At 71.5% G+C, this 24120-nt stretch carries 22 protein-coding genes; 15 read left to right on the top strand and 7 right to left on the bottom strand.

Annotation, left to right across the window (positions count from 1 at the left end):
* Positions 1-224: 224 nt before the first annotated feature.
* The 6 genes from ABT129_RS33005 to ABT129_RS33030 all read left to right on the top strand — a co-directional run bounded on the left by ABT129_RS33005 (position 225) and on the right by ABT129_RS33030 (position 9332).
* Positions 225-3065, top strand: coding sequence for a putative bifunctional diguanylate cyclase/phosphodiesterase (locus ABT129_RS33005; RefSeq protein WP_502981980.1), 2841 nt, complete (start codon positions 225-227; stop codon positions 3063-3065).
* 233 nt (positions 3066-3298) lie between these two features.
* On the top strand, positions 3299-5143 hold the full coding sequence (locus tag ABT129_RS33010) for an acetolactate synthase large subunit (RefSeq protein ID WP_351908998.1): 1845 nt from the start codon (positions 3299-3301) through the stop codon (positions 5141-5143).
* Positions 5144-5184: 41 nt separating this feature from the next.
* Positions 5185-5712, top strand: coding sequence for an acetolactate synthase small subunit (ilvN, locus tag ABT129_RS33015; RefSeq protein ID WP_351909000.1), 528 nt, complete (start codon positions 5185-5187; stop codon positions 5710-5712).
* A 119-nt stretch (positions 5713-5831) separates the two neighbouring features.
* On the top strand, positions 5832-6833 hold the full coding sequence (gene ilvC / locus ABT129_RS33020; RefSeq protein WP_056567920.1) for a ketol-acid reductoisomerase: 1002 nt from the start codon (positions 5832-5834) through the stop codon (positions 6831-6833).
* 237 nt (positions 6834-7070) lie between these two features.
* Positions 7071-8660 carry a phosphoglycerate dehydrogenase gene (gene serA / locus ABT129_RS33025; RefSeq protein ID WP_351909002.1) on the top strand — a complete coding sequence of 530 codons (1590 nt, stop codon included), beginning with the start codon at positions 7071-7073 and terminating at the stop codon, positions 8658-8660.
* 90 nt (positions 8661-8750) lie between these two features.
* Positions 8751-9332 (top strand): TetR/AcrR family transcriptional regulator, encoded by a 582-nt coding sequence (locus ABT129_RS33030; protein WP_351909004.1) that lies wholly within the window; start codon positions 8751-8753, stop codon positions 9330-9332.
* Between the two features lie 3 nt (positions 9333-9335).
* On the opposite strand, the gene ABT129_RS33035 is transcribed toward ABT129_RS33030, so the two are convergent.
* The gene (locus tag ABT129_RS33035) at positions 9336-10448 is read right to left on the bottom strand and encodes a PucR family transcriptional regulator (protein WP_351909006.1); all 1113 of its coding nucleotides are present in this window, start codon (positions 10446-10448) and stop codon (positions 9336-9338) included.
* 185 nt (positions 10449-10633) lie between these two features.
* Here ABT129_RS33035 and ABT129_RS33040 point away from each other — a divergent pair, with 185 nt between their 5' ends.
* A complete protein-coding gene (locus ABT129_RS33040) occupies positions 10634-11560 on the top strand; it encodes a proline dehydrogenase family protein (RefSeq protein WP_351909008.1) in 927 nt (308 codons plus the stop codon).
* 33 nt (positions 11561-11593) lie between these two features.
* A complete protein-coding gene (pruA, locus tag ABT129_RS33045; RefSeq protein WP_351909010.1) occupies positions 11594-13225 on the top strand; it encodes an L-glutamate gamma-semialdehyde dehydrogenase in 1632 nt (543 codons plus the stop codon).
* Between the two features lie 185 nt (positions 13226-13410).
* Here the strand turns inward: pruA and ABT129_RS33050 are convergent, their stop codons facing one another.
* Positions 13411-13620 carry a hypothetical protein gene (locus ABT129_RS33050; protein ID WP_351909012.1) on the bottom strand — a complete coding sequence of 70 codons (210 nt, stop codon included), beginning with the start codon at positions 13618-13620 and terminating at the stop codon, positions 13411-13413.
* Positions 13621-13652: 32 nt separating this feature from the next.
* Entirely contained in the window at positions 13653-13928 is a 276-nt protein-coding gene (locus tag ABT129_RS33055; RefSeq protein ID WP_351909056.1) for a hypothetical protein, read from the bottom strand.
* Positions 13929-14294: 366 nt separating this feature from the next.
* Between ABT129_RS33055 and ABT129_RS33060 the strand changes: the two genes are divergently transcribed.
* Positions 14295-14531 (top strand): hypothetical protein, encoded by a 237-nt coding sequence (locus ABT129_RS33060; RefSeq protein WP_351909014.1) that lies wholly within the window; start codon positions 14295-14297, stop codon positions 14529-14531.
* Here ABT129_RS33060 and ABT129_RS33065 read toward each other — a convergent pair.
* Complete coding sequence (locus ABT129_RS33065) at positions 14521-15408, bottom strand: alpha/beta fold hydrolase (protein ID WP_351909016.1); 888 nt, start codon at positions 15406-15408, stop codon at positions 14521-14523. The two genes, ABT129_RS33060 and ABT129_RS33065, sit on opposite strands and share 11 nt — an antisense overlap.
* Before the next feature lie 109 nt (positions 15409-15517).
* On the opposite strand from ABT129_RS33065, the gene ABT129_RS33070 reads away from it, so the two are divergent.
* A complete protein-coding gene (locus ABT129_RS33070; protein ID WP_351909018.1) occupies positions 15518-16054 on the top strand; it encodes a GNAT family N-acetyltransferase in 537 nt (178 codons plus the stop codon).
* A gap of 21 nt (positions 16055-16075) precedes the next feature.
* On the opposite strand, the gene ABT129_RS33075 is transcribed toward ABT129_RS33070, so the two are convergent.
* Both ABT129_RS33075 and ABT129_RS33080 read right to left on the bottom strand, forming a co-directional pair.
* A complete protein-coding gene (locus tag ABT129_RS33075) occupies positions 16076-16834 on the bottom strand; it encodes a hypothetical protein (protein ID WP_351909020.1) in 759 nt (252 codons plus the stop codon).
* A complete protein-coding gene (locus tag ABT129_RS33080; protein WP_351909022.1) occupies positions 16831-17172 on the bottom strand; it encodes a PadR family transcriptional regulator in 342 nt (113 codons plus the stop codon). The genes ABT129_RS33075 and ABT129_RS33080 overlap by 4 nt, the downstream gene beginning before the upstream one ends.
* Positions 17173-17484: 312 nt before the next feature.
* On the opposite strand from ABT129_RS33080, the gene ABT129_RS33085 reads away from it, so the two are divergent.
* The 3 genes from ABT129_RS33085 to ABT129_RS33095 all read left to right on the top strand — a co-directional run bounded on the left by ABT129_RS33085 (position 17485) and on the right by ABT129_RS33095 (position 20103).
* A complete protein-coding gene (locus ABT129_RS33085; protein ID WP_351909024.1) occupies positions 17485-17616 on the top strand; it encodes a hypothetical protein in 132 nt (43 codons plus the stop codon).
* Positions 17617-17717: 101 nt separating this feature from the next.
* Positions 17718-18758, top strand: coding sequence for a 3-isopropylmalate dehydrogenase (locus tag ABT129_RS33090; protein ID WP_351909026.1), 1041 nt, complete (start codon positions 17718-17720; stop codon positions 18756-18758).
* A gap of 256 nt (positions 18759-19014) precedes the next feature.
* Complete coding sequence (locus ABT129_RS33095; RefSeq protein ID WP_351909028.1) at positions 19015-20103, top strand: branched-chain amino acid aminotransferase; 1089 nt, start codon at positions 19015-19017, stop codon at positions 20101-20103.
* 3 nt (positions 20104-20106) lie between these two features.
* On the opposite strand, the gene ABT129_RS33100 is transcribed toward ABT129_RS33095, so the two are convergent.
* A complete protein-coding gene (locus ABT129_RS33100) occupies positions 20107-21528 on the bottom strand; it encodes a cytosine permease (protein WP_351909030.1) in 1422 nt (473 codons plus the stop codon).
* Positions 21529-21724: 196 nt separating this feature from the next.
* Here ABT129_RS33100 and ureA point away from each other — a divergent pair, with 196 nt between their 5' ends.
* Both ureA and ABT129_RS33110 read left to right on the top strand, forming a co-directional pair.
* Positions 21725-22423 (top strand): urease subunit gamma, encoded by a 699-nt coding sequence (gene ureA / locus ABT129_RS33105; RefSeq protein ID WP_351909032.1) that lies wholly within the window; start codon positions 21725-21727, stop codon positions 22421-22423.
* Positions 22423-24105 carry an urease subunit alpha gene (locus ABT129_RS33110; RefSeq protein ID WP_351909034.1) on the top strand — a complete coding sequence of 561 codons (1683 nt, stop codon included), beginning with the start codon at positions 22423-22425 and terminating at the stop codon, positions 24103-24105. The genes ureA and ABT129_RS33110 overlap by 1 nt, the downstream gene beginning before the upstream one ends.
* Positions 24106-24120 lie beyond the last annotated feature (15 nt).

Below are 24120 nucleotides of genomic sequence, written 5' to 3' on the forward strand. Positions count from 1 at the left end.
AGTGCCGGACCGGTGCGGGGCACGCGTCCGACGGTGCCGCCCGGTTCGCGTCGCACCCCGCCTGTGAGTCCTGTGGCGGCGCCGTACCCGAGCCGTTCCCCCCGGAGGTGCGGGACCCCGCCGGTCCCCACGACTGCGACGGGCACGCCCCCGGGGGCGTCGACGAGCCGCCGGCGCGCCCGCACGACGCGGCCGGGTGCGGTGGCGCGGCGCCGGAGGGTCCGGTGACCGCGCCCGGGGCCGTCCTCGCGCGCCGCTCCGTCGGAGGCGGTGGCGGCGACCCCGGACATCCGGACCCCGGCCGCCCCGGTATCGGCGGGATCCTCGCCCAGGTCGCCCTGGGGCTGATCTGCGCGGGCTACACGACCGGCGCCTCGCTCGGCTGGGGCTCGCCGGAACTCGCTCTCTTCATGGGCGACTTCGGACTCAGCGCCGCAGCCCTCACGGCCGCGGTCTCCTGCTTCCTCTACGCCCGCGCCCACCGCGGCAGCGCCCGTCCCGCCTGGCTGCTCTTCGCCTTCTCCTCGTTCATGGCCTCCGCGGGCAACGCCGTCTGGGGGTGGTACGAGGTCGTGCTCCGCACGGAGGTGCCGGACTCCTCCGTCGCCGACCTCTTCTTCTTACTCTTCGCGCCCCCCGCCATCGTCGGCCTCCTCGTCCTGGCCAAGAAACCCGTCACCCGGGCCGGCTGGGTCTGCCTGGGGCTCGACGCCTGGCTCATCGGCGGCTCCCTGCTCACGCTCTCCTGGAGCCTCGCCCTCGCGCGTACCGCCCACGTCCAGGAAGAGTCCGTCTCCCAGGCCGCGCTGTCGCTCGCGTACCCGCTGCTCGACATCGTGCTCGTGAGCATGGTCCTGGTCCTGCACTTCCGGCGCTCCCAGGCGAACCGCTCGGCGACCAACACCGCCATCGCGGCCCTCGCCCTGACCGTCCTGTGCGACGCCCTGTTCACCTCGCCGCTGCTCCGCGAGAACTACGCCTCGGGCCAGCTGCTCGACGCCGGCTGGTTCGCCGGCTCCCTGCTGCTCGCCTACGCGCCCTGGGGGGTGCGCCGGCTGCCGGAGAGCGTGACCACCGCACGCGGGCCGTGGCTGCACAGCCGCCCGGTCGCCGGCTCGCTCGCCGCCCTCACCCCGTACCTCGCCGCCGCGGTCTGCACCCTCGGCATCCTCTACAACGTCGTCGAGGGGCGCAGGGTCGACCGGGTCGTCGTCCTCACCGGCTGCACGGTGGTCCTGGCCCTGGTCGTACGGCAGGGCATCATGCTCCTCGACAACATCGCCCTCACCCACGAACTGGCCCAGAAGGAGAACCACTTCAGGTCGCTCGTGCAGGGCTCCAGCGACGTCATCATGATCGCCGCGCCGAGCGGGGTGCTGCGCTACGTCAGCCCGGCCGCCTCCGGGGTGTACGGACGCGACGCCGAGGACCTGATCGGCTCCGAGCTGGCCTCGCTCATCCACCCCGAGGACCTCGGCGGCGTCGTCCACGAGGTACGCCGCTTCCTGGCCGTCTCGCCCGCCGAGGAGCCCACCACCCGCATCGAGTGCCGCTTCCGCTCGGGCCGCGGAGACTGGCTCAACGTGGAGTCGACGGTCAACCGGCACCAGGGCGGCCTGATCTTCAACAGCCGGGACGTCACCGAACGCGTCAGGCTCCAGGCCCAGCTGCAGCACAACGCCGAGCACGACCCGCTCACCGACCTGCCCAACCGGGCGCTCTTCACCCGCCGGGTCCGGCAGGCGCTCAGCGGCCGCCGCGCCTCCGACCCCGGCACCGCCGTGCTCTTCATCGACCTCGACGGCTTCAAGGGCGTCAACGACCGCCTCGGCCACCAGGCGGGCGACGACCTCCTCGTCCAGGCCGCCCGCCGGCTCCACGACTCCGTACGGGCCGGGGACACGGCCGCCCGGCTCGGCGGCGACGAGTTCGCCGCCCTGATCCTCGGCGACGGCGGACGCGACCAGGCGGCCCGCCGCAGCCAGGTCCAGGAGATCGCCGACCGGCTCCGGCTCACGCTCTCCCGGCCGTACCGCGTCGACGGCGGCAACGAGGTGCGGGTCGCCGCCTCCATCGGCGTCGCCTTCGCCGAGCCCGGCATGGAGGCGGGCGACCTCCTGCGCAACGCCGACCTCGCCATGTACCGGGCCAAGGCCGCCGGCAAGGACCGCGTCGAGCTCTACGCGCCCCAGATGCAGGCCGAGGTGGTCCGGCGGACGGAGCTGGCCGCGCGGCTGCGCACCGCGCTCCACGACGGCGAGTTCGCCCTGCTCCACCAGCCGGTCGTCGACCTCGCCACCGGCCGGATCTCCGCCGTCAGCGCCCAGGCGCGCTGGCGGTCGACCCAGGGCATCCTCTTCACCCCCGCCGAGTACCTCCGGGTCACCGACGACAGCGAGCGCACCGCGGAGCTCGGCCGCTGGCTGCTGGAGGAAGCGGTGGAGCAGGCCGCCGAGAGGGCGGGAATCGGCCATCGCGCGCCGGTCTCCATCCGGCTCTCGGCCCGCCGCCTCCTGGACCGCTCGCTGCCGCTCGGCTCGGTCGAGTCCCTGCTGACCCGGCACGGGCTGCCGTCCGGCTCCCTGATCGTCGAGCTCGCCGACAGCGACCCCCGGATCCCGCTCGACGAGCTGGAGCAGCGCCTGGTCACCCTGCGGCGCCTCGGGGTGCGGATCGCGCTCGACGGATTCGGCAGCGGACATGTGGCGATCAACGCCCTGCGGCGGCTTCCCGTCGACATACTGAAGCTGGACCGGGGGCTCGTCGAGGGCGTGGTGGAGTCGGCCCGGCTCCGCAAGATCACGCGAGGGGTGCTCCGTATCGCGGGCGAGCTCGGGATGCAGACCGTGGCCGAGGGGGTCGACGTGCCGGAGCAGGTCGTCGCCCTGCGGGCGATGGGGTGCGGCCACGCCCAGGGCATGGCCTTCTCGGGCCCGCTGGACGAGTACCGGCTGCGCAGGGCGCTGGTGCGGGACGAGTACCCGCTGCCCGGAGCGGTTCCCGTCCGTGTCGGAAACCGTCCCCCGTTCCGCTCAAATAATGAGACGCCTGTCCCACCCACTTGACAGTCGTGAGGGCTGAGAGGGAGGGTCAGTGCCATGCGCACCCGAATTCTCGTACTTGGAAAGCGCGTCGGCTGAAGCAGGACCCACTGGGCCCCGCTGAGAAAGCACCCGACGCGCTCCCCTCGCTTGCCTCACGGCACGAGGGGTTTTTTGTTGCACCGGCTCACCACCAAAGCGACGCGAACCCCCGCAAAACACCTCTCAAAAACCCTCTGCTTCGAGAAGAGATGCTGATGACCGACCAGGCCACCGGGCACCATCCGCAGCCGCGGCCCCGTAGCGGCGCGCAGCCCGCCACCGCCGTCGAGCACGTCACGGGTGCGCAGTCCCTGATCCGCTCTCTCGAGGAAGTGGGCGCCGACACCGTCTTCGGCATCCCCGGCGGCTGCATCCTGCCGGCCTACGACCCGCTGATGGACTCCACCCGGGTCCGCCACATCCTGGTCCGCCACGAGCAGGGCGCGGGCCACGCGGCCACCGGCTACGCCCAGGCGACCGGCAAGGTCGGCGTCTGCATGGCGACCTCGGGTCCCGGCGCGACCAACCTCGTCACCCCGATCGCCGACGCGCACATGGACTCGGTCCCGCTCGTCGCGATCACCGGCCAGGTCGCCTCGAAGGCCATCGGCACGGACGCCTTCCAGGAGGCGGACATCTGCGGCATCACGATGCCGATCACCAAGCACAACTTCCTCGTCACCAAGGCCGAGGACATCCCGCGGACGATCGCCGAGGCCTTCCACATCGCCTCCACCGGCCGTCCCGGCCCGGTCCTGGTCGACATCGCCAAGGACGCCCTGCAGGCGAAGACCACCTTCAGCTGGCCGCCGCAGACGGACCTGCCCGGCTACCGTCCGGTGACCAAGCCGCACGCCAAGCAGATCCGCGAGGCCGCCAAGCTGATCAGCGCCGCCAAGCGCCCCGTCCTGTACGTCGGCGGCGGCGTCATCAAGGCCGGCGCGACCGCCGAGCTGAAGATCCTCGCCGAGCTCACCGGCGCCCCGGTCACCACGACCCTGATGGCGCTCGGCGCGTTCCCCGACAACCACCCGCTGCACGTCGGGATGCCCGGCATGCACGGTGCGGTCACCGCCGTCACCGCGCTGCAGAAGGCCGACCTCATCGTCGCGCTCGGCGCCCGCTTCGACGACCGCGTCACCGGCAAGCTGGACAGCTTCGCCCCGTACGCCAAGATCGTCCACGCGGACATCGACCCGGCGGAGATCGGCAAGAACCGCGCCGCCGACGTCCCGATCGTCGGGGACGCCCGCGAGGTCATCGCCGACCTGGTCCAGGCCGTCCAGGCCGAGCACAGCGAGGGCAACAAGGGCGACTACGCCGCCTGGTGGAGCGACCTGAGCCGCTGGCGCGAGACCTACCCGCTCGGCTACGACCTGCCGGAGGACGGCAGCCTCTCGCCGCAGCAGGTCATCCAGCGCATCGGACAGCTCGCCCCCGAGGGCACGATCTTCACCGCGGGCGTCGGCCAGCACCAGATGTGGGCCGCCCACTTCATCGACTACCAGCAGCCGGCCACCTGGCTGAACTCCGGCGGCCTCGGGACGATGGGGTACGCGGTCCCCGCCGCGATGGGCGCCAAGGCCGGCGTGCCCGACCGTCCCGTCTGGGCGATCGACGGCGACGGCTGCTTCCAGATGACCAATCAGGAGCTCACCACCTGCGCCCTGAACAACATCCCGATCAAGGTCGCCATCATCAACAACGGCGCCCTCGGCATGGTCCGTCAGTGGCAGAGCCTCTTCTACAACCAGCGCTACTCCAACACCGTCCTGCACTCCGGCCCGGACGACGTCCAGGCGAACAAGGGCACCCGCGTCCCCGACTTCGTCAAGCTCTCCGAGGCCATGGGCTGTGTCGCCCTGCGCTGTGAGGACCCGGCCGACCTGGACAAGGTCATCGCCGAGGCCAACGCGATCAACGACCGCCCGGTCGTGGTCGACTTCATCGTCCACGAGGACGCCCAGGTCTGGCCGATGGTCGCCGCCGGCACCTCGAACGACGAGGTCATGGCCGCGCGGGGCGTCCGCCCCGACTTCGGCGACGGCGAAGACGACTGAAGCGCGGAACGAAGCAGAGCGAAAAGGAAGAGACCCAGACCATGTCCACCAAGCACACGCTCTCCGTTCTCGTCGAGAACACGCCCGGCATCCTCGCCCGGATCGCCGCGTTGTTCTCCCGCCGCGGCTTCAACATCGACTCCCTCGCCGTCGGCATCACCGAGCACCCTGACATCTCCCGCATCACCATCGTGGTCAATGTCGAGGGCCTGCCCCTGGAGCAGGTGACCAAGCAGCTCAACAAGCTGGTCAACGTCCTGAAGATCGTCGAACTCGAGCCCAGCGCCGCGATCCAGCGCGAGCTCGTCCTGGTGAAGGTCCGCGCCGACAACGAGACCCGCTCCCAGATCGTCGAGATCGTGCAGCTGTTCCGCGCCAAGACCGTGGACGTCTCGCCCGAGGCGGTCACCATCGAGGCCACCGGTTCGAGTGACAAGCTCGACGCCATGCTCAAGATGCTGGAGCAGTTCGGCGTCAAGGAGCTCGTGCAGTCCGGCACGATCGCCATAGGGCGTGGTTCCCGGTCCATCACGGACCGGTCCCTGCGGGCTCTCGACCGCAGCGCCTGAGAGTCATCGACGGTCGACCGGCGGTCCACCCGCCGGTCCGACTGACGAGACCCGAAAACCTTCCTCCCGCTCCCCGCCGTACGGTGGGACGCAACACCAGCACCTCAAGGAGATTCCCAGTGGCCGAGCTGTTCTACGACGACGACGCCGACCTGTCCATCATCCAGGGCCGCAAGGTCGCGGTGATCGGTTACGGCAGCCAGGGCCACGCCCACGCGCTGTCGCTCCGTGACTCCGGTGTCGACGTCCGCGTCGGTCTGCAGGAGGGCTCGAAGTCCAAGGCCAAGGCCGAGGAGCAGGGCCTGCGCGTCGTCTCCGTCGCCGAGGCCGCGGCCGAGGCCGACCTCATCATGATCCTGACCCCGGACCCGATCCAGGCCCAGGTCTACGAGGAGTCCATCAAGGACAACCTGAAGGAGGGCGACGCGCTCTTCTTCGGTCACGGCCTCAACGTCCGCTACGGCTTCATCAAGGTGCCCGAGGGCATCGACGTCGCCCTGGTCGCCCCGAAGGGCCCGGGCCACCTGGTCCGTCGTCAGTACGAGGAGGGCCGCGGCGTTCCGTGCATCGCGGCCGTCGAGCAGGACGCGACCGGCAAGGCCTTCGCGCTGGCCCTCTCGTACGCCAAGGGCATCGGCGGCACCCGCGCCGGCGTCATCAAGACGACCTTCACCGAGGAGACCGAGACCGACCTGTTCGGCGAGCAGGCCGTCCTCTGCGGTGGTACCGCGGCGCTGGTCAAGGCGGGCTTCGAGACCCTGACCGAGGCCGGCTACCAGCCGGAGATCGCGTACTTCGAGTGCCTCCACGAGCTGAAGCTCATCGTCGACCTCATGTACGAGGGCGGCCTGGAGAAGATGCGCTGGTCGGTCTCCGAGACCGCCGAGTGGGGCGACTACGTCACCGGCCCGCGGATCATCACCGACGCCACCAAGGCGGAGATGAAGAAGGTCCTCGCGGAGATCCAGGACGGCACCTTCGCCAAGGAGTGGATGGCCGAGTACCACGGCGGTCTGAAGAAGTACAACGAGTACAAGACCCAGGACGAGAACCACCTCCTGGAGACCACCGGCAAGGAGCTGCGCAAGCTCATGAGCTGGGTGAACGACGAGGAGGCGTAAGCCTTCCGGGCAGGGGCCGGACAGCGTGTCCGGCCCCTGTCCCCATCGTTGGACACCCCGTCCAACCACGGACGGGTGATCCTTCCAACGAGGCGCATGAACGGCGCCGGCACACCACTACACTGCTCAACAACATTCGCGTTCAGGCCCACAGCGTCGTGCGCTTTCACGCGGCTAGCCCCTCCACCGCCTGCGGCCGTCGGGACGGCCGTCCGCACTGGATCTGTGAGGACTCACGTGAGCTCGAAACCTGTCGTACTCATCGCTGAAGAGCTGTCGCCCGCCACCGTCGACGCGCTGGGCCCGGACTTCGAGATCCGGCACTGCAACGGCGCCGACCGCGCCGAACTGATCCCCGCGATCGCCGATGTGGACGCGATCCTGGTCCGCTCCGCGACCAAGGTCGACGCCGAGGCCCTCGCCGCCGCGAACAAGCTCCGGGTCGTCGCCCGTGCCGGTGTCGGTCTGGACAACGTCGACGTCTCCGCCGCCACCAAGGCCGGCGTGATGGTCGTCAACGCTCCGACCTCGAACATCGTCACCGCCGCCGAACTCGCGTGCGGTCTGCTCGTCGCCACCGCGCGCAACATCCCGCAGGCCAACACCGCGCTGAAGAACGGCGAGTGGAAGCGCAACAAGTACACGGGCGTCGAGCTGAGCGAGAAGACCCTCGGCGTCGTCGGCCTCGGCCGCATCGGCGTCCTGGTCGCCCAGCGCATGTCGGCCTTCGGCATGAAGATCGTCGCGTACGACCCCTACGTGCAGCCCGCCCGCGCCGCCCAGATGGGGGTGAAGCTGCTGGCCCTGGACGAGCTCCTGGAGGTCGCCGACTTCATCACCGTCCACCTGCCGAAGACCCCGGAGACCCTCGGTCTCATCGGTGACGAGGCGCTGCACAAGGTCAAGCCCTCGGTCCGCATCGTCAACGCCGCGCGCGGCGGGATCGTCGACGAGGCCGCGCTCTACACCGCCCTCAAGGAGGGCCGGGTCGCCGGCGCCGGCCTCGACGTGTACGCGAAGGAGCCCTGCACGGACTCCCCGCTCTTCGAGCTCGACCAGGTCGTCTGCACCCCGCACCTCGGCGCGTCCACGGACGAGGCCCAGGAGAAGGCCGGCATCGCCGTCGCCCGCTCGGTGCGCCTGGCGCTCGCCGGTGAGCTGGTCCCGGACGCGGTCAACGTCCAGGGCGGTGTCATCGCGGAGGACGTGAAGCCGGGTCTGCCGCTCGCCGAGAAGCTCGGCCGGATCTTCACCGCGCTCGCGGGCGAGGTCGCGGCCCGCCTCGACGTCGAGGTGTACGGCGAGATCACCCAGCACGATGTGAAGGTGCTCGAACTCTCCGCGCTCAAGGGGGTGTTCGAGGACGTGGTCGACGAGACCGTGTCGTACGTCAACGCCCCGCTGTTCGCGCAGGAGCGCGGTGTCGAGGTCCGTCTGACCACGAGCTCCGAGTCGCCCGACCACCGCAACGTGGTCACCGTGCGCGGCACCCTGTCGAGCGGCGAGGAGGTCGCGGTCTCCGGCACGCTCGCCGGCCCCAAGCACCTCCAGAAGATCGTCGCGGTCGGCGACTACGACGTGGACCTGGCGCTCGCCGACCACATGGTCGTGCTGCGCTACGAGGACCGCCCGGGTGTCGTCGGCACCGTCGGCCGGATCCTCGGCGAGGCCGGTCTGAACATCGCCGGCATGCAGGTCTCCCGCGCGGAGGAGGGCGGCGAGGCGCTCGTCGTGCTCACCGTGGACGACACGCTCCCGGCGCCGGTGCTCGCGGAGATCGCGGAGGAGATCGGCGCGACCTCGGCCCGTTCGGTCAACCTGATCTGACGCACGGCCCCTTAGCACCCCGCAGTACCCGTGCCCGGCTGCTAGACGATCGTCTTACACGAGCGTCTAGCAGCCGGGTACAGTGCTGTCATGGGACACAAGGAAGACCTGCTCGAAGGCGCCAAGCGGTGCCTCCTGGAGAAGGGGTACGGGCGGACCACGGCCCGTGACATCGTCGCCGCGTCGGGCACCAACCTCGCCTCGATCGGCTACCACTACGGTTCCAAGGACGCCCTGCTCCAGCAGGCCTTCCTGGCCCTCACCGAGGAGTGGGGCGACCGGGTCGGCCCCGCCGGCGCCGACGAGGTGAAGCGGGAGCTGCCGGCCGACCCGTACCGGCGCTTCCACGCCGTCTGGGAGCAGGTCATCGCGGCGGCGGAGGAGAGCCGCCCCCTCTGGAGGCTCCAGACCGAGGTCGTCACCCGGCTCGACGACGACGAGAAGCTGCGCGACGCGATCAAGGAACCGCAGCGGGAGGGCCGGCTCGGCATGGCCGAGGGCTTCCTCGGCATCGACCCCGAGGCGGACCCGGAGAAGGCCCGGGTGGCCGGCCTGCTCTGCCAGGCCCTGGCCACCGGAGTGATGATCCAGTGGATGGTCGACCCCGACACGGCACCGAGCGCGGAGGACCTCACGGAGGGACTCAAGGTGCTGATGGGGGAGCGGAGCTGACCGCTACAGCCTGGCCGACTTCAAGGACATGTGGAGCAGCAGCCGGTCCTCGCCGTCGTCCAGGTCGAGGCCCGTGAGCTGTTCGACCCGGGACAGCCGGTAGTAGAGGGTCTGCCGGTGGATGCCCAGGGCCGCCGCCGTGCGGCCCGCCTGGCCCGCGTTGTCGAGGAACACCTCGGCGGTGCGGGCCAGTTCGGTGTGGGCGGGGGCGAGCAGCGGTGCGACGGCCGGGTCGATCTCCGGGTGGTAGAGCGCCGCGAGGAGGCGGTACGGGCCGATCCGGGCCCACTCCGCGACCGGGCCGAGCGTCGGCTGCGCGGTGGCCGCGCGGGCCGCCGTGCTGGCCTCGCGCCAGGCCGCCGGAAGCTCCGTGAGACCCCGGCGCGGGGTGGCGACGCCGGCCGGGGCGTCGCCGCGCAGCCGCTCCGCGGCCTTGTGGGCGGGGGAGAGGTCCTCCGCGGTGCGCAGCCGTACGAGGGCGGCGAGGGAGTCGCCCTCGGGGAGCGTGGCGATCGCCGCCGCGCCGGGGACGGCCCGGACCGAGGGGGCGTCGCCCTGCCAGGGGGTCACGCAGACGACGGCGTGCAGCCCGTCCGCGCCGGGCCCGAGGGCCGCCCGGAGCGCCGCGACGGCCATGTCGCTCTGCCAGCCCCGGCCGGCGGTCAGGACCGCGGCGAACTCGCGCGAGAGGTCGGCGCCCGCGCGCTCCTCGTCGGCGAGGAGCCCGCCGATCCGGGTGGCCACCTCCATCGCCGCCGTCAGCTGGTCGGGCGTGGGGCCGGGCTCGGCGTCCAGGAGCCAGACGTAGCCGAGGACGACACCCCGATGGCGTACGGGAAGGCAGACGCGGTCCCGGAACACCCCGGCGTCCGGGGCGGCCGGGATGCGGACCGGGCCGGTCGCCCGGGTGATGCCGAAGCCCTCGAACCAGGCGCGGACCGCGGGCGTCGACTTCCGGGTGAGGATCGACCGGGTCCGCACGGGGTCCATGGCGGTGTCGTCGTCGCTGTCGTGCGCCCCGAAGGCGATCAGGCCGAAGTCACGGTTCTCCAGCGTCGCGGGGGCGCCGAGCAGCGCCGAGATCTCGTCCACCAGTTCCTGGTAATCGCCCTTCACGGAGCCATTCTCGCACCCTCTCAGACATATGTATGAGATGCCGCGCACGGATGCGTGACAGCTGTAGATGGCGGACGATCGGAGCGATCCATAGGTTTCACGGTGGTTCTCCGTGCTGTTCCCGAATTCTTACGAAAGAACGGGTACGGCACCCTTCGTCACCCTGTGCTTTCTGGAGGTGCCCCGTGCTGGGTCCCGTGATCCTCGCCGCGTCCCGCAGCGACAAGATGCGTCGTTTCGTGTCGGCCGCCCCCGGGACCAAGCAGGTCGTCGCCCGCTTCATCGCCGGTGAGTCGGTCGACGACGTCGTCCCGATCGTCCAGGAGCTGAGCGAGCGCGGCCTGGAGGTCACCCTCGACGTCGTCGGTGAGGACATCACCACCGTCGAGCAGTCCCACGCCGCCCGGGACGCCTACCTGGAGCTCATCGGCCGCCTCAAGGAGCTGGGCCTCGGCGAGCGCGCCGAGATGTCCGTGAAGCTCTCCATGTTCGGCCAGGCGCTCGAAGGCGGCCACGAGCTGGCCCTCGCCAACGTCCGTCCGGTCGTCGAGGCCGCCGCCGAGATCGGCACCACGGTCACCCTGGACGCCGAGGACCACACCACCCTCGACTCGATGTTCGCCATCCACGAGGAGCTGCGGAAGGACTTCCCGCAGACCGGCTGCGTCATCCAGGCCTACCTCTTCCGCACCGAGGACGACGCCCGCCGCCTCGCCGCGAACGGCTCCCGCGTCCGGATCGTGAAGGGCGCCTACAAGGAGCCCGCATCTGTCGCCATCCAGGACAAGCCCGAGATCGACAAGGCGTACGTCCGGATCATGCGGATCCTGATGGACGGCGAGGGCTACCCGATGATCGGCTCCCACGACCCGCGCCTCATCTCCGTCGCCCAGGAGCTGGCGCGCCGCGCCGGGCGCAAGCTGGACGAGTACGAGTTCCAGATGCTGTACGGCATCCGGGGCGAGGAGCAGCACCGCCTCGCCGCCGAGGGACACCGCATGCGCGTGTACACGGCCTACGGCACCGACTGGTACGGCTACTTCATGCGGCGCCTCGCCGAGAAGCCGGCCAACCTCCTCTTCTTCGTCCGCTCCATCCTCACCAAGGGCTGAGCCCCCCACCCCTCAGAAGGAGTAACGCGACTCATGGACGCTGTCACCCAGGTCCCCGCTCCGGTCAACGAGCCGGTGCACAGCTACGCCCCCGGCTCCCCCGAGCGCGCCCGCCTCGAGATCAAGCTCAAGGAGCTGGCCGAGAACCCGCGCGAGCTGCCGATGACCATCGGCGGCGTGAAGCGCCACGGTGGCGGCGAGGAGTTCAAGGTCGTCCAGCCGCACAACCACCGGGCCGTCATCGGTACCTTCCGCGGCGCCACCACGCAGGACGCCCAGGACGCGATCGACGCGGCCCTGGCCGCGGCCCCGGCCTGGCGCGCGATGTCCTTCGACGACCGTGCCGCGATCATCCTGCGCGCCGCCGAGCTGCTCGCCGGCCCGTGGCGCGAGACGCTGGCCGCGTCGACGATGCTCGGCCAGTCGAAGACCGCCCAGCAGGCCGAGATCGACACCCCGTGCGAGCTCGTCGACTTCTGGCGCTTCAACGTGGCGTACGCCCGCCAGATCCTGGCCGAGCAGCCGCCGGCGAACTCCCCGGGCGTCTGGAACCGTCTGGACCACCGCCCGCTCGAAGGCTTCGTCTACGCGATCACGCCGTTCAACTTCACGGCCATCGCGGGCAACCTGCCCACCGCCCCCGCCCTCATGGGCAACGTGGTGGTCTGGAAGCCGTCCCCGACGCAGACCCACTCCGCCGTGCTCCTCATGGAGCTCCTGGAGGAGGCCGGCCTGCCCAAGGGCGTCATCAACCTGGTGACCGGCGACGGCATCGCCGTCTCCGAGGTGGCCCTGAACCACCGCGACCTGGCCGGCATCCACTTCACCGGCTCGACCAAGACCTTCCAGCACCTGTGGAAGACGGTCGGCAACAACATCGAGAACTACCGCTCGTACCCGCGGATCGTCGGCGAGACCGGTGGCAAGGACTTCGTCGTCGCCCACCCCAGCGCCGACCGTGCCGTCCTGAAGACCGCGCTGACCCGCGGCTCCTTCGAGTTCCAGGGCCAGAAGTGCTCCGCGTCCTCCCGCGCCTACGTTCCGGCCTCCATCTGGAACGACGGCTTCAAGGAGGAGTTCGCGGCCGAGGTCGACGGCATCACCATGGGTGACGTCACCGACCTGTCGAACTTCATCGGCGCCGTCATCGACGAGCGTTCGTTCGCCAAGAACAAGGCCGCGATCGACCGCGCGGCGGCCGACCCGACCTGCACGATCGTCGCCGGTGGCACGTACGACGACTCGGTGGGCTACTTCGTCCGCCCGACCGTCATCGCCTGCACCGACCCGGAGAACGAGGTCTTCAAGGCCGAGTACTTCGGCCCGATCCTGGCGATCCACGTCTACGAGGACGACCAGTACGACGCGATGCTGACCCAGATGGAGTCGGTCTCGGACTACGCGCTCACCGGCTCGGTCATCTCGAACGACCGCGCCGCCGCCGCGTACACGATGGAGAAGCTCCGCTACGCCGCGGGCAACTTCTACATCAACGACAAGTCGACCGGCGCCGTCGTCGGCCAGCAGCCCTTCGGCGGCGGCCGCGCCTCCGGCACCGACGACAAGGCCGGCGCCCCGCAGAACCTGATGCGCTGGACGCTGACCCGCGCCATCAAGGAGACGCTGGTCCCGCCGACCGAGTACGGCTACCCGCACATGGGCTGACGCCCGCCCGCCGCGCGAGCGGCCCCTGATCACCGCCCTCGCCCCGGTCCCCCAACCGCGGACGGGGGCGGTTCCAGGTTGGTCTTCTGACCAGCGCCGACGACGGCCCCGGCTCTTCCCCAAGAGCCGGGGCCGTCGTCGTATCGGTGAGCTGTGCAGTCCGTCGCTCGACGGTCCAGGCGCGGCTACCGCGGGATGACGAACCCGCGGGTGGGCCGGTGACGGTCGAGGGCGGCCACGCGGGCGAGGACGTCCTCGGTGATGTCCCGGCCGTCCTCGGGGTCGACGACCCGCCAGTCACCCGCGCGGTTCTTCGGCTCCACCGGCTCCAGCGTGCCGGGAATCCCGTACTCGCGCATCGAGTCGTGTAGGGCCTTGACGTCGCGCGCGTCCATGGCGGCTCTCCTTGCGTCGGCGGGCGCCAAGCCTATTCAGGCTGAGGCGGGTGGACGACGTCCTCGTCGACCTCCTGCGTCGGCGAGATCCGGGCCGTGGGGAAGAGCGACGCGGCCGCGACGAACGTGAGGGCCTCGACCACGACCCGGCCGGCCCTGTCGGTGGTCCACTCGGGGCTGTTGTCCAGGACCGAGTGCGTCACGCCGTTGAACGCGGCGTCGCTGAGCATGGCTCGGGCGCCGGCCGGGCTGCCGGGCGGCTCGGGACTGGCCGAGCAGGGTGTGGGGTTGCCGGTCGTGCAGGCCATGGGTCCCCCTGGCGGTGGATGTCCGATGGTGCAGGGCCCGCCCCAGGGGGGCGGGAGTCACTGGGCGATGCGGTCACGGCGTGGGCGCCCATGATGGCCCGGGAGAACGAGGTGACCGGGTGGTAGTAGGTCTCCGGTAGCCGGGCGGCCATGTCCTCCGCGTGGCTTCTCACACAGGCGCACCGGGACTCCGGGCCCGGACACTACGACGCGGCCGACGCCCGGGTGGGCGACCTCGCTGACGTATCGCGATCCGCTGAACGGGCCGTCCCTCCTCTTGACGGGCGCTGTCCCCCACTGAGGGCGGGGGCGGTTCTCCTTCGGTGGGCCTAGGCTGCTTGGAGGGGGATCGGTGAGGAGGCTGACATGCCCGGTTCGACGACACTCGGCCCTGGGCACGGGGTCGACGCGGTCGAGCATCTCGACGCGTTGCGGATGATGTCCCTGGTGAAGCGGCTCCACGGGCTCCTCACGGCGTCGGGGCCCGACCGGATCACGGACGCGCAGGCCGCGGTCCTGAGTGGGGGCGAGGCCTCCTCACGGGAGCAGCTTGCAGGGTGGCTGGAGCGGATCGGCCGGGATCTGGAGCGGGCTACGGCCTGAGGGCGACGCGCCGCCCGAGGAAGTCGGAGATCAGTCCGGCGATCGCCGGCGCGTGGGTCTCCAGGGCGAAGTGGCCGGTGGGCAGGAGGTGGATCTCGGCGTCCGGGAGGTCCCGGCGGAAGGCCTCGGCGCCCGCCGGGACGAAGACCTGGTCGCCCTCGCCCCAGACGGCGAGGAGCGGGACCCGGGAGGCGCGGAAGTACTCCTGGAAGGCGGGGTAGAGGGCGAAGTTGGAGCCGTAGTCGGCGATCAGGCCGAGCTGGATGCCGTCCTGGCCCTCGCGGGCCATGAGGCCGGCGTCGTGGTGCCAGGCGTCGGGGCTGAGGAGGTCGCGGTACTCCGCGGGGACGCCGGTCTCGTACTGCCACCTGATGCCTTCGAGGGAGCGGATCGCGCGGACCGGCTCCTCGGTCTCGGGGGTGCGCTCGGCGATCAGGGCGAGGACCGGGGCCCAGGCCTCGGCGCCGAGGCCCTCCTCGTAGGCGTTGCCGTTCTGGCTGATGATCGCGGTGACGCGCTCGGGGTGGGCGAGGGCGAGGCGCAGGCCGATGGGGGAGCCGTAGTCCTGGATGTAGAGCGCGAACCGGTCCAGGCCGATGGCCTCGGTGAACTCGGCGGTGAGCGAGGCCAGTTCGGCGAAGGTGTAGTCGAAGTCGGCGGCCGAGGGGGTGGCGCTGCGGCCGAAGCCCAGGTGGTCGGGGGCGATCAGCCGGTACTCGTCGGCGAGCAGCGGAATCAGGTCGCGGAACATGTGCGAGCTGGTGGGGAAGCCGTGCAGCAGCAGGAGGGCGGGGGCGCCGGCCGGACCCGCCTCCCGGTAGGCGATCTCGTGGCCGCGGACGGTGACGGTGCGGTGGTGGGTCGGCAGCACGGACATCGTTCTAACCCCTTAGGTGTGTGTCACTGGTTATGACTCGACTCAATCAGGCCAGGGCTAACCTGTCAACAGCAACTAAGGGGTTAGGTGGGTGTGGCAGGGTGGGCGCATGACCGTGAGGACCGCGCCCACCCATGAACTCGGCGCCGACCGGCTCCGCTCCGTACGCGAACTGCTCGACACCGCCTTCGACGGCGACTTCTCCGACGACGACTGGGACCACACCCTCGGCGGCGTCCACGCCTGGATCGAGGACGGGCGGGGCATCACCGCCCACGGCGCCGTCGTGATGCGCCGCGCCCTGCACCGCGGCCGCTCGTACCGCGTCGGATACGTCGAAGGGGTCGCCGTCCGCGCCGACCTCAGGCGCCGGGGACTCGGCGGGGCCGTCATGGCCGAGCTGGAGCGGGTCATCGACGGCGCGTACGTCTTCGGGGCGCTCGGCGCCTCCGACGACGGGGCCGCGCTCTACCGGGCGCGCGGCTGGCAGATCTGGCCGGGGCGCCTGGAGGCCATGGGCCCCGAGGGCATCGTCCCGCTCCCGGAGGAGGAGGGGTACGTCCACCTCCGCCCCGCGACCGGCCGCGCGCTGCCCGACCCGGCCGCCGCGCTCGTCTTCGACTGGCGCGACGGCGACGTGCTGTGAGCGCCTCCGGGTGAGGGCGCGTCAGGCGCCGTCGCTCCGGGCCGCCGCCGCGCGGTCCGCGTGGACGTGCGCCCTGTCCGTCTCCAGCTTCGCCGTGTACGTCATGCCGATCGCGTATCCGACTCCGAGCAGCCCGATCGTGTACCCCGGCAGTCCGAGGTCGGTCAGGGACACCGCCAGGCAGCCGAGGACGGCCAGCACCCAGACCACCAGCGCCACCTTGCCCCGGCGGCTGAGGAACAGCCATCCGCGCGGGCGCGCGGGCACCGCCTCCAGGCCCCCCTCGGGGCCCGCGCTCGCCGCCTTCGGGCGCTTGAAGTAGCCGTACACCGCCCACTCGCCGCACAACTCCCAGCCCTCGGGCTCCAGTTCGGCCAGCACCCGCTCGCGCCGCCCGCCCTTGAGGACCTCGCGGCGGTACTCCCAGCGGAGCGCCGCCCCCGGCGCCCGGCGGGAGACGAACCGCCCGATCGCGTCGAGCGACTCCACCTCCCAGCCCTGCTCGCCGTGGACGGCCAGCATCCGGCGGTCGTTGAAGAGGTCGGCCGTCCAGGTCCAGCTCTCCGCCCGCTCGTCCGGCTCGCCGGGCGGCGGGGCGAGCCCGCCGAGCTGGACGGCGAAGGCGGCGGCCGGCCCGAACTCCTCCGCCGCGCCCGTCCCGGTCTCGGCGAGGTGTCCGCGCAGGTCCTCGACGGTGGCGGCGATCTGCTCCTCGGGCACGCCCGTGGCGCGCAGCGAGTCGGCGAGCTCGGTGAAGTACCGGTCGGTTTCCGTGGTCATGTCGTGCTTCCCCCTGGGTGGAGCGTGGTCTCGACGGCGCGGTGGAAACGGAGCCAGTCGCGGCTCTCGGCGGCGAGGTGCTCGCGCCCCCGCGCGGTGAGCCGGTAGTAGCGGCGCCCCGGGCCGCGCTCGGCGGCACGGAACTCGGCCTCCACCAGACCGGCCTCCTCCAGGCGGTTCAGCACGGGATACAGCGTCCCGCCCTTGATCTCGCCGAGTCCTGCCTCGGCGAGCGCCTTGGCGATCTCGTACCCGTAACTCTCCCCGTCGGTCAGGCGGGAGAGGACGAGCAGGTCGAGGACTCCCTTGAGCCAGCTGGATCTGCGGTCTGCGGCCATGGGCTGTATTGGATCACCAGCTAGGTAGGAACGCAAACTAGATAGCGATGCAGGATCAGCGGCCGAAGGTGACGCGCTGTCCCGTGCCGTCTCAGATAGTAGGAAGTCCGAGTAATTGTGGAGACAGATGCGGTGCGCTGCCCTAGCTTTGTAGGAGCCGAACGTCTCGCTACATCAGCGAATGGCGGTCGAGAGCGCGACGCCCCTGTGCAGGCAACCCCTGCGGCGGCGCTCCCCGCCCCTGCCGGCACCTTCGATCACCACTGATCTCCGCACGTCGGATCACCACTGATCTCAAGGAGTCGATCCCTCATGGCCACTCAGACCGCCCCCCGCGTCCGCCACTCCGCCGGCCGTTCCGGTGACGAGGCCCGTCAGAACGCCGCCGCCGCCCTCCAGCGCGCCCTCGACCGCCGTGACAACGGCGGATCCACCGGCCACTGACGTCCGCCCGGACCGTCCGCCGAACCCTGTCCCGACTCGTCCGTTCGTCCACATGATGGACGTGACGTGTCAGTCGATGGGACGAAGAGTAGGGTGCCGACATGTCTCACAGCATCAATCTCGCAGTCATTCCCGGCGACGGCATCGGCCAGGAGGTCGTGGCCCAGGGCCTCAAGATCCTCGCGGCCGTCCTTCCCCAGGACGTGAAGCTGGAGACCGAGGAGTACGACTTCGGCGCCAAGCGCTACCACGCCACCGGTGAGACCCTCACCGACGCCGACCTCGACTCCCTCAAGAAGCACGACGCCATCCTGCTCGGCGCCATCGGCGACCCGTCGGTGCCCTCCGGCGTCCTGGAGCGCGGCTTCCTCCTGAAGCTCCGCTTCGCCTTCGACCACCACGTGAACCTGCGTCCCTCGAAGCTGCTCCCCGGCGTCGCCACCCCGCTCGCCGGGCAGCCCGAGATCGACTTCGTCGTGGTCCGCGAGGGCACCGAGGGCCCGTACACGGGCAACGGCGGCACCATCCGCAAGGGCACCCCGCACGAGGTCGCCACCGAGGTCTCGGTCAACACCGCCTTCGGTGTCGAGCGGGTCGTCCGGGACGCCTTCGCCCGCGCCCAGGCCCGCCCGCGCAAGAAGCTCACGCTCGTCCACAAGAACAACGTGCTGACCTTCGCCGGTCACCTCTGGACGGACACCTTCAACAAGGTCGCCGCCGAGTTCCCCGAGGTCACCACCGACTACCTGCACGTCGACGCCGCGACGATCTTCCTCGTCACCGACCCGGCCCGCTTCGACGTGATCGTCACCGACAACCTCTTCGGCGACATCATCACCGACCTCGCCGCGGCCGTCTCCGGCGGCATCGGCGTCGCCGCCTCGGGCAACATCAACCCGAGCGGCGAGTTCCCGTCCATGTTCGAGCCGGTCCACGGCTCCGCGCCGGACATCGCGGGCCAGGGCAAGGCCGACCCGTCGGCCACCGTCCTCTCCGTCGCGCTCCTGCTGCGCCACCTCGGCTACGAGACCGAGGCCGTGCGGGTCGAGGAGGCCGTCGCCGCCGACCTCACCGAGCGCGGCGACACCGTCCGCACGACGGACGAGATCGGCGACGCGCTCGCCGCGCGAGTAGCGAGCTGACCCGCGCCGACTGACACACGACAGCAGCCGCCGGGTCGCACAGCGCCCGGCGGCTGTCCCTTGCGCGGCCCCGGGCGACCCCCTCGAACCCAGGACCGCGCTCACCCGTTTTCCGCACCGGCCCCCGCGAGCGATAATCGAACGTGGGGCCGCGGCATACGGGCATGCTCGGACGCCACCTCGTCAGGGACGCCAGTCCCCGGCCATGGCGTGCGCGCGCGGTCCTCCCCACACAACCGGTGAAGGACACGCACTCATGACGACGCCCACGATCGAGCTCAAGCCCTCCTCCAGCCCGCTGTCCGCCGCGGAGCGCGAGGCGATCCTGGCCAACCCCGGATTCGGCCGCCACTTCACCGACCACATGGTCACCATCCGGTGGACCGAGGGCCGCGGCTGGCACGACGCCCAGCTCGTGCCGTACGGCCCGCTCGCGCTCGACCCGGCCACCAACGTCCTGCACTACGCGCAGGAGATCTTCGAGGGCCTGAAGGCCTACCGCCGCCCCGACGGCTCGGTCGCCAGCTTCCGCCCCGACGCCAACGCGCGCCGCTTCCAGTCCTCCGCCCGGCGCCTGGCCATGCCGGAGCTGCCCGTCGAGACCTTCGTCGAGGCCTGCGACGTCCTCGTCCAGCACGACAAGGCGTGGGTCCCGGAGCACGGCGGCGAGGCCTCGCTCTACCTGCGCCCGTTCATGATCGCGACCGAGGTCGGCCTGGGCGTCCGCCCGGCCAACGAGTACCTCTTCGTCGTCATCGCCTCCCCGGCCGGCCCGTACTTCCCCGGCGGCGTGAAGCCCGTCTCCATCTGGCTCTCGGAGAACCGCGTCCGCGCCGTCCCCGGCGGCGTCGGCGACGCCAAGACCGGCGGCAACTACGCGGCCTCCCTGCTCGCCCAGGCCGAGGCCGCCCAGAAGGGCTGCGACCAGGTCGCCTACCTCGACGCCGTGGAGCACAAGTGGGTCGAGGAGCTCGGCGGCATGAACCTGTACTTCGTGTACGGGAACAGGCTGGTCACCCCCACCCTCACCGGTTCGCTGCTCGCCGGCATCACCCGTGACTCGCTGCTGAAGCTGGCGGCGGACCTCGGCCTGGAGCCGGAGGAGGGCCGCGTCTCCATCGACCAGTGGCAGACCGACTCCGCCAACGGCACCCTGACCGAGGTCTTCGCCTGCGGCACCGCCGCCGTGATCACCCCGGTCGGCACGGTCAAGTCCGAGCGGGGCGAGTGGCAGCAGTCCGGCGGTGAGCCGGGCGAGGTCACGATGAAGCTGCGCGACGCGCTGCTCGCCGTCCAGACCGGCAGGGCCGAGGACACCCACGGCTGGATGCACGAGCTCGGCTAGTCGTCACTCCGTTCCCACCAGGGCTTCCGGGGCCGTCACGGCCCCGGGGGCCCTGTTCGGCGTCAGGACGGCGTACAGCGTCCCGCCCACGATCCCCGACAGGACGAAGCTGCAGTCGATCCCGCCCGTCAGGGCGAGCAGCGGCCCCTCGTAGAGCGGCGTCGACACCGAGGCCAGGCCGACCGCCGCGCCGATCGCCCAGGAGGCGGTGGCGCGCGGGTGCCAGCCCGCCGAGAACCAGTAGATCCCGCCGCGCGAGCGCCGGTTGTAGACCTGGAGCGCCTCCGGGTCGTACGCGCCCCGGCAGCGCACGTGACCGATCAGGGTGATCACCGCCCACGGGGTGCCGATCGCGGTGAGCAGCAGGACGAACGAGGTCATCGCCGTCTGCGCGTCCGAGGCGAAGTGGCCGAGGAAGACGAAGGCCGTCGCCACCGCCGCGACCACGAGCGTGGCGTGCGCCCGGGTGGCCCGGGGCAGGATCGCGTCCAGGTCGAGCCCCATGGAGTACAGCATCAGCCCGGCGTTGCCGACGGATCCGGCGGTGGCCGCGATCAGCAGCGGGACCAGGTACCAGGCGGGGGAGGCGGCGACGAGCGGCCCCGCGTAGTCGAGCGATCCGCGCGCGGCGAGCGCCGTGACCGTACCGAAGAGCTGGGGGATCAGCAGCCCGACGAGCAGGCCGAGACAGGTGGCCCGCCACACGGTCCGGGAGCTGTGCCGCGCGGGGGAGACGTAGCGGGTGTAGTCGCCGAGCAGGGTGATGAAGGCGACCGGTCCGCTGAGGCCCGCCGCCACCGCGGAGAACAGCCAGGTCGGCCAGAACGAGCCGAGCAGGTACGGGGTGTCCGGGACGGCGGCCGTCGTGAAGTCCCCGGCGTAGGCGAGGAGTCCGAGGGCGAGGAGCAGGGTCATGCCGACGGCGAGCGCCTTGCTGAGCCTGAGCAGCAGCCGGTAGCCGTACACCGCGGCGACCGCGGTGCAGGCGGCGAGCAGCGCGTAGACCACGGTGTGGGTGGCGCCGCCGGTGGGCAGGCCGACCAGCCGGGCGAGCGTCCCCACCATGACGTCGCCGCCGATCCAGAGGGTCAGCGCGGTGTAGCCGAGGGAGAGCAGCAGCCCGACCACCGAGCCGACGAGCCGGCCGCGTACGCCGAAGAAGGCGCCGGAGGAGGTGGAGAGGTTGGTCGCGGTACGGAGCGACACGAGCGCCAGCGGGGCGGTGACGGCGACGCCGACGAGGGTGCCGGTGACGACGGAGGTCACGGAGGCCCACAGGCCGAGGCCGAAGGAGACGGGGAGCCAGCCGAAGACGATCACCCCCAGGCAGAGGTTGGACCCGAGGAGGATCGCGACGAGATCGCGGGGGCCGCTGGTGCGCTCGGCCTCGGGGACGGTGTCGACTCCGCGCTGTTCTATCGGCATGGGGACTCCTGGGGAAGGGAGCGGGGGCTTCGGGGGCCTTGTCGGGCGGGCCGCGGGTGGCCGTGACGGGCGACGGTGGATCGCGGCGCACTTTTAGAGTGGCGCTCAATGTGACCTGTGGTCGTACCTCGCGTCAATGCTTGGAACCGGGCGTCCCAACATTTAGAGTGTCGCTCAAACAGGAGGTGTTTCGGACGTGCGACTGACCCCCACGGAACGCGACCGGCTACTGCTCTTCGGTGCCGCCGAGCTCGCCCGCGCCCGCCGGGCCCGGGGCCTGCGGCTCAATGTCCCCGAGGCGACCGCGCTCATCGCGGACACGGTCTGCGAGGCGGCCCGTGACGGCCGCCGGCTCGCCGAGGCGATCGAGGCCGCCCGCGCGGTCCTCGGCCCCGACGACGTGCTGCCCGGCGTCGCCGACGTGGTGACCGAGGTCCACGTCGAGGCCGTCTTCGACGACGGCTCCCGGCTCGCCGTCGTCACCGCCCCGATCGGCGGCGGCGGACTCGGCGAGGCCGCCCCCGGCGCGCTGCTGCCCGGCCCCGGACACCCCGAGTCCACGCCCGCGCTCACCCTTGCCGTACGGAACACGGCGACCGTCCCCGTGAGCGTCACCTCCCACTTCCACTTCTTCGAGGCCAACCCGCGCCTCGACTTCGACCGCGCCGCCGCCTACGGCATGCGGCTCGCCATCCCGGCCGGCGCCTCCTTCCGCTTCGATCCGGGCGGCGCGGCCGAGGTCGGCCTCGTCCCCATCGGCGGCGCGCGCGTCGCCATCGGCTTCGCGGGCCTGGTCGACGGCCCGCTGGACGCGCCCGGCGCGAGGGAAGAGGCCCTGCGCCGCGCGGCGGCCTGCGGCTACCTGGGAGTCCGGCCGGACGAGGAGGGCCACTGATGGACCCGTACGAGTACGCATCCGTGCACGGCCCGCGCGCCGGCGACCGGGTCGTCCTGGGCGACTCCGGGCTCGTCGTCCGGGTCGAGTCGGACTCGCAGAGGCCGGGCGACGAGTTCCTGGCCGGATTCGGCAAGACGGCGCGCGACGGTCTGCACCTGAAGGCCGCCGCCGTCCGCGAGACCTGCGACGTCGTCATCAGCAACGTCCTGGTGCTCGACGCGGTCCTCGGCATCCGCAAGGTGTCCATCGGCATCCGCGAGGGCCGGATCCACGCGATCGGCCGGGCCGGCAACCCCGACACCCTCGACGGCGTCGACGTCGTCGTCGGCACCGGCACCTCGATCGTCTCCGGCGAGGGCCTCATCGCCACGGCGGGGGCGATCGACACCCATGTCCACCTGCTCTCGCCCCGGATCATGGAGGCCTCGCTCGCGAGCGGCGTCACCACGGTCATCGGCCAGGAGTTCGGCCCCGTGTGGGGGGTCGGGGTGAACTCGCCGTGGGCGCTGCGGCACGCGTTCAACGCCTTCGACGCGTGGCCGGTCAACATCGGCTTCCTCGCCCGGGGTTCGTCCTCGGACCCGGCGCCCCTGGTGGAGGCGCTCGCCGAGGGCGGGGCGTCCGGTTTCAAGGTCCACGAGGACATGGGCGCCCACACCAGGGCGCTCGACACCGCGCTCAGGGTGGCGGAGGAGCACGATGTGCAGGTCGCGCTGCACAGCGACGGCCTGAACGAGTGCCTGTCGGTCGAGGACACCCTGCGGGTCCTGGACGGGCGCACCATCCACGCCTTCCACATCGAGGGCTGCGGCGGCGGGCACGTCCCCAACGTCCTGAAGATGGCGGGCGTGCCGAACGTCATCGGCTCCTCCACCAACCCCACGCTCCCCTTCGGCCGCGACGCCGTCGCCGAGCACTACGGGATGATCGTCTCCGTCCACGACCTCAAGACCGACCTCCCGGGCGACGCCGCCATGGCGCGCGACCGGATCCGGGCCGGGACCATGGGCGCCGAGGACGTCCTCCACGACCTCGGCGCGATCGGGATCACCTCCTCCGACGCGCAGGGGATGGGAAGGGCCGGCGAGACCGTACGCCGGACCTTCGCCATGGCCGGGAAGATGAAGGCCGAGCTCGGACCCATGGAGGGCGACGGCGCGCACGACGACAACGCGCGCGTCCTGCGCTACCTGGCCAAGCTCACCATCAACCCGGCGATCGCCCACGGCCTCGCAGACGAGATCGGCTCGATCGAGGTCGGCAAGCTGGCCGACATCGTGCTGTGGCGGCCGCAGTTCTTCGGCGCCAAGCCCCAGATGGTGCTGAAGTCCGGCTTCCCCGCGTGGGGGGTCGTGGGCGATCCGAACGCCGCCACCGACACCTGCGAACCCCTCGTCCTCGGACCGCTGTTCGGCGGTCACGGCGCCACGCCCGCGGACCTCTCGGTCGCCTTCGTGGCCCGGGCCGCCGTCGACCTCGGCGCCGACAGGATGCCGACCCGCCGCCGCCGCGTCGCCGTGCGCGGCACCCGCGGCATCGGCCCCGCCGACCTGCGGCTCAACTCGCGCACCGGAGACGTCCAGGTCGACGGCCGCACCGGCCTCGTCTCGCTCGACGGCGCGCCGATCCGCTCGGAGGCGGCCGAGTCCGTCTCGCTCAACCGCCTCTATTTCCTCTGACCCCCCCTAGGACTC

The sequence above is a fragment of the Streptomyces sp. NPDC002057 genome (assembly GCF_040296665.1).
Taxonomy (GTDB): domain Bacteria; phylum Actinomycetota; class Actinomycetes; order Streptomycetales; family Streptomycetaceae; genus Streptomyces.